Annotated in this window: 6 protein-coding genes; 5 read left to right on the top strand and 1 reads right to left on the bottom strand. The window is 69.1% G+C overall.

All coding sequences use genetic code 11. The annotated features are described in order from the left end of the window. From RMO04_RS20540 to RMO04_RS20530, 3 genes are all read left to right on the top strand, one after another. A partial coding sequence (locus RMO04_RS20540) for an ABC transporter permease (protein ID WP_309646630.1) occupies positions 1-438 on the top strand: 438 nt, incomplete at its 5' end. Continuing rightward, entirely contained in the window at positions 438-1520 is a 1083-nt protein-coding gene (locus RMO04_RS20535) for a carotenoid 1,2-hydratase (protein WP_309646629.1), read from the top strand. The genes RMO04_RS20540 and RMO04_RS20535, both read left to right, overlap by 1 nt. Positions 1521-1559: 39 nt before the next feature. Then, on the top strand, positions 1560-2036 hold the full coding sequence (locus RMO04_RS20530; protein ID WP_309646628.1) for a hypothetical protein: 477 nt from the start codon (positions 1560-1562) through the stop codon (positions 2034-2036). Positions 2037-2045: 9 nt separating this feature from the next. On the opposite strand, the gene RMO04_RS20525 is transcribed toward RMO04_RS20530, so the two are convergent. Beyond that, positions 2046-3134, bottom strand: a complete 1089-nt coding sequence (locus tag RMO04_RS20525; RefSeq protein WP_309646627.1) for a zinc-binding dehydrogenase — start codon at positions 3132-3134, stop codon at positions 2046-2048. A gap of 207 nt (positions 3135-3341) precedes the next feature. Between RMO04_RS20525 and fabD the strand changes: the two genes are divergently transcribed. Together fabD and RMO04_RS20515 are read left to right on the top strand one after the other, a co-directional pair. Then, positions 3342-4286 (top strand): ACP S-malonyltransferase, encoded by a 945-nt coding sequence (fabD, locus tag RMO04_RS20520; protein ID WP_309646626.1) that lies wholly within the window; start codon positions 3342-3344, stop codon positions 4284-4286. Position 4287: 1 nt separating this feature from the next. Further along, a partial coding sequence (locus tag RMO04_RS20515) for an SDR family NAD(P)-dependent oxidoreductase (RefSeq protein WP_309646625.1) occupies positions 4288-4517 on the top strand: 230 nt, incomplete at its 3' end.

The raw sequence follows: 4517 nt of genomic DNA, 5'->3' as shown, positions 1-4517 counted from the left end.
CGCACCTTCGCCCTGCGCCTGTTCGACCGCAGCTTCGCGGTGACCTACGGCCTGGAGGCCATCGCCATCCTGGTGGGCTTGGCGGGCGTGGCCGCCACGGTCTCGGCCCAGACCCTGGCGCGCACCAAGGAGTTCGGCATGCTGCGCCACCTGGGCGTCACGAGATCGCAGATTGTCGCCATGCTGGCCACGGAAGGCGCGGTGTTGGGCGCCATCGGCGTGCTGGCGGGGATCGGCCTGGGGCTGGTCATGAGCCAGGTGCTGATCCACGTGGTCAATCCGCAGTCCTTCCACTGGACCATGGAGACCAAGCTGCCCTGGGCGTTGCTGGGCGGCGTCGCGGCCGCCCTGGTCGCAGCGGCGGCGGGCACGGCGCTGTTGGCGGGACGCAGGGCGCTCTCGGCCGACGCCGTGCGCGCCGTGCGGGAGGACTGGTGATGGCCCGGCTGTTCGCGATGCTCGCGGCCCTGCTGGTCTTGGCCAGCCCGGCGGCGACCCAGACCGGACCCCTCCTGCCGATCTATCCCGAGGTGAAGCCGGGCCTGGCCTTAAGCTTCCCCGCCGATCACGGCGCGCACCCAGACTATCGGACCGAGTGGTGGTACGTCACCGGCTGGCTGAAGACCGCCGACGGCCAGGACCTGGGTTTCCAGGTGACCTTCTTCCGCTCACGCCCCAGCGTCGACCAGGCCAACCCCAGCGCCTTCGCCGCCAAGCAGATATTGTTCGCCCACGCCGCGCTTTCCGATCCCAAGGTGGGCAAGCTGCTGCACGACCAGCGCATGGCCCGCGCGGGCTTTGGGCTGGCTGAGGCCGCGGTGGGCGACGCGAACCTGGTGATCGACGACTGGACGATGCGCCGCGCCGCCGACGGCCGGTTCCTGACCAAGGTCGGCGGCAAGGCCTTCACCCTCGACCTGGCCTTCCGCCCCACCCAGCCGCCCTTGGCGCAGGGGGAGGGCGGCTACAGCCGTAAGGGGCCGCAGCCCAGCCAGGCCAGCCACTATTACAGCCTGCCCCAGATGGTCGTGTCGGGGACGGTGACGCGCGGCGGGAAGGCGGTGCGGGTGACGGGCTCGGCCTGGCTCGACCGCGAATGGTCCTCGACCCTGCTGGATCCCAAGGCGGTCGGCTGGGACTGGGTCGGCCTCAACCTCGATGATGGAAGCGCGCTGATGGCCTTCCAGGTCCGCGACGCGGCCGGCAAGGCGCTATGGGCCGGCGGTTCGCTACGCGGCAAGGACGGGGCGTTGACGAAGTTCACGCCGGACATGGTGCGCTTCGGCGCCGAACGCCTCTGGCGCTCGCCCAGAACCGGCGGCCGCTATCCGGTGGAACGCTCGCTGACGGTCCGGCTGCCGCTAGGCGAGCGGAGATGGATGCTGAAACCCCTCTTCGACGACCAGGAACTCGACAGCCGCGCCGCCGGCGGCCCGATCTACTGGGAGGGCGCGGTGACCACGAGTGGCGGGCGCGGCTACCTAGAGTTGACTGGATATGTTAGTCCGATGAAGCTGTAGCGGTTGCGCGCGAGCGGTTTCGACGGAGAGCTTTCCTGAATGGCTGAAGAGTTCAACGTGGCGGAACTAGACGAGATATCGCGCTCATTTGCCGAAGCTCTGTTCGCGCTCTATCCGCAATGGCGGCATTTGGGGGTCGCCCAGCGTGAGCAGGGCGATGACCATGCCTACCTAGAACTCAACGTCGCGAGTCCTGGAGGTAAGGAGCGGCTCCTAATTAGCACCGAGGGCGGGGAGGTGACCGTCGATTTCGGTGGGTATCACTCGCACTTCGATTGGCCGCCGCCCGAGGAGGATCTGCTCGGACATTCGAACGAACCGATGGCATTCATTGCCGGGATTCTGACCGACCAGCTCTTCGCGGCGTCCGCGTGGAGCGGGACGGAATGGCGCGGCTCTTGGCCGACGAGCCCCGGCCAGAAGGTGCCGACCGCCGACTACGTTCTTGCTGGGGCGAAGACGATCCGAGTTCGATCATGGAGCGGTCAGCAAGACGCCGACTTCGCTCTTGAGTAGTCGAGGAACCTAGGCCCGCTCAGGCTCCACCAAGATCTTAACATGCGCCTCCGGGTCGCCCAGGGTCACAAACGCCTCGGCCACGCCGCCTAGCCCCACCTTCCCCGTCACCACGCCGCTGACGTCGATCACGCCCTCGGCGATGTCGCGCAGGGTCTGGGTGAATTCCTCGGGCGTGTAGCCGAACACGAAGGTGAGCTCGATCTCCTTGGTGATGGCGATAGCCGGTTCGATCTTGTCGGTCTCCATGCAGACCCCGGCGACCACGATCTGGGCGCCGGCGGGGGCGGCCTCGATCAGGCTCTGGACGATGCCGGGGGAGCCGACGCACTCGAAAACCACGGGGCGGCCGAAGCTGCCGCCCATCATCCGGATCATGTTCTGGGCGGCGCGGGCCGTCGGCACGCCGAAGCCCTCCCATCGGGCGTGCGGGCTCTCCTTGGCCGGATCGATGACCACGTCGGCGCCTAGCATCTCGGCGGCGGCGCGGCGGCGCGGGGAGTAATCGGCGGCGATGACCGGGCCGTGGCCGCGCGCCTTCAGCCCCGCGATCACCGCCAGGCCCACCGGGCCGCAGCCGATCACCAGGCAGACGCTGTTGGGGTCGAGCCTGGCCTTGGCCACCGCATGGGCGCCGACCGCGAAGGGCTCGGTGAGCGCGGCCTGGTCGGTGGGCAAGCCGTTGGGCACCTCCAGCAGCAGGGCCTCCGACAGGATCATCCGCTCGGCGAACCCGCCGGGCAGGCGGTTGGAGAAGCCCAGCATCTCGGCCCCGCCGGCCGGGGTCAGGGTGACGGGGAGGGAGACGATGCGGGTCCCGGCCTTCAGCAGGCCTTGCGTGCCAGGGCCGTGTTCGAGGATCTCGGCGCAGAACTCATGGCCGAACACGGTGTCGGCCGTCGGGTCGAAGCCATTGGTCATGCCGCCGCTGGCCCGGCTGGTCAGCTCGATCATGTGCTCCATGTGATGGAGGGCGTGCAGGTCCGACCCGCAGATGCCGCAGGCGAGCGTCTTGACCAGCACCTGGCCGGTGTCGGGCTTCAGGTCCTCGATCTCGTCGCAGACCAGGGCCTTATTCCGCCGAATGACCGCCCGCATCGCGTTTCTCCCGCCGCTGTTTCGCCGCTCGCTTCGGAGCGTATGGGTCCCGGTCTTGCTTCGCAAACCGGGATGACAGGAACGGGGAATTGACCCCTGGGAAGGGAAGCGGCTTGTCGCGCCGCCTTGCCGCCGCTGGGCATATCCCCTAACCCTCCCGGCTCGGAATCGTTAAGAGCGCGCAGCGCCGCAAGACGGGAGAGCCCCATGAGCCTCGCCTTCCTTTTTCCCGGCCAGGGCAGCCAAGCGCTTGGCATGGGCGCCGATCTCGCCGAAGCCTTCGGGTCCGCCCGCGAGGTGTTCCAGGAGGTCGACGACGCGCTCGGCCAAAAGCTTTTCAAGCTGATGCGCGACGGTCCGGAAGACCAGCTCACCCTCACCGAGAACGCACAGCCGGCGCTGATGGCCGTGTCCATGGCGGTGATGCGGACCCTGGAGCGGGAATTCTCCATCGGCGTCGAGCGCGCCGCCTTCGTGGCCGGCCATAGCCTCGGCGAGTATTCGGCGCTCGCGGCGTCCGGCGCCATCAGCCTGGCCGACACCGCGCGCCTGCTGAAGCTGCGCGGCCAGGCCATGCAGCGCGCGGTTCCGGTGGGCGAGGGGGCCATGGCCTCCCTCATCGGGCCCAAGTCCGATGTGGCCCTGGCCGAAGCCGCCGCCGAAGCCGGCTCGGCCGTGGGTGTCTGCGTCGTGGCCAACGACAACAACAACGGCAATGTGGTGATCTCTGGCGCCAAAGCCGCCGTGGACCTGGCCATCGAGAAGGCCAAGGAACTGGGCGCCCGCGCCATTCCGCTGAACGTCTCGGCTCCGTTCCACTGCCCCCTGATGCAGCCGGCCGCCGACGAGATGGCCGAGGCGCTGGGCCGCGCCACCATCGTCGCCCCGCGCGCGCCGCTGGTGGCCAATGTCACCGCCAAGCCGACCCTCGACCCGGAAGAGATCCGCCGCCTGCTGGTCGACCAGGTCACCGGCCGCGTCCGCTGGCGCGAGAGCATGATCTGGCTGACGGAACAGGGCGGGGTCACCCGTTTCGCCGAGGCCGGCTCGGGCAAGGTGCTGTCGGGCATGGCCAAGCGGATCGCCCCGGACGCCGAGGCGACGCCGCTGAACACCCCCGCCGACCTTGAAGCCTTCGCCAAGAGCCTCTGACATGTTCGATCTCACCGGAAAGACCGCCCTCGTCACCGGCGCCACGGGGGGCATAGGCGGCGCCATCGCCAAGGCGCTGCACGCGTCCGGCGCCCATGTGGTGCTTTCGGGCACCCGCGAGGCGGTGCTGGCCGATCTCGCCAAGGAACTGGGGGAGCGCTCCTCGATCGCCGCGGCCAACCTCGCCGACGCCGAATCGGTGGACGGCCTGATCGCTCGCGCCGAGGAAGC

Source organism: Phenylobacterium sp. (genome assembly GCF_031412415.1).
Taxonomy (GTDB): domain Bacteria; phylum Pseudomonadota; class Alphaproteobacteria; order Caulobacterales; family Caulobacteraceae; genus Phenylobacterium.
Note: the sequence above shows the minus strand (reverse complement) of the source record. Positions and strands in the feature narration are given on the sequence as shown.

Coding starts and splice junctions, on each gene's coding strand:
- RMO04_RS20535 (WP_309646629.1), top strand. CDS start 438: ATGGCCCGGCTGTTCGCGATGCTCGCGGCCCTGCTGGTCTTGGCCAGC.
- RMO04_RS20530 (WP_309646628.1), top strand. CDS start 1,560: ATGGCTGAAGAGTTCAACGTGGCGGAACTAGACGAGATATCGCGCTCA.
- RMO04_RS20525 (WP_309646627.1), bottom strand. CDS start 3,134: ATGCGGGCGGTCATTCGGCGGAATAAGGCCCTGGTCTGCGACGAGATC.
- fabD (WP_309646626.1), top strand. CDS start 3,342: ATGAGCCTCGCCTTCCTTTTTCCCGGCCAGGGCAGCCAAGCGCTTGGC.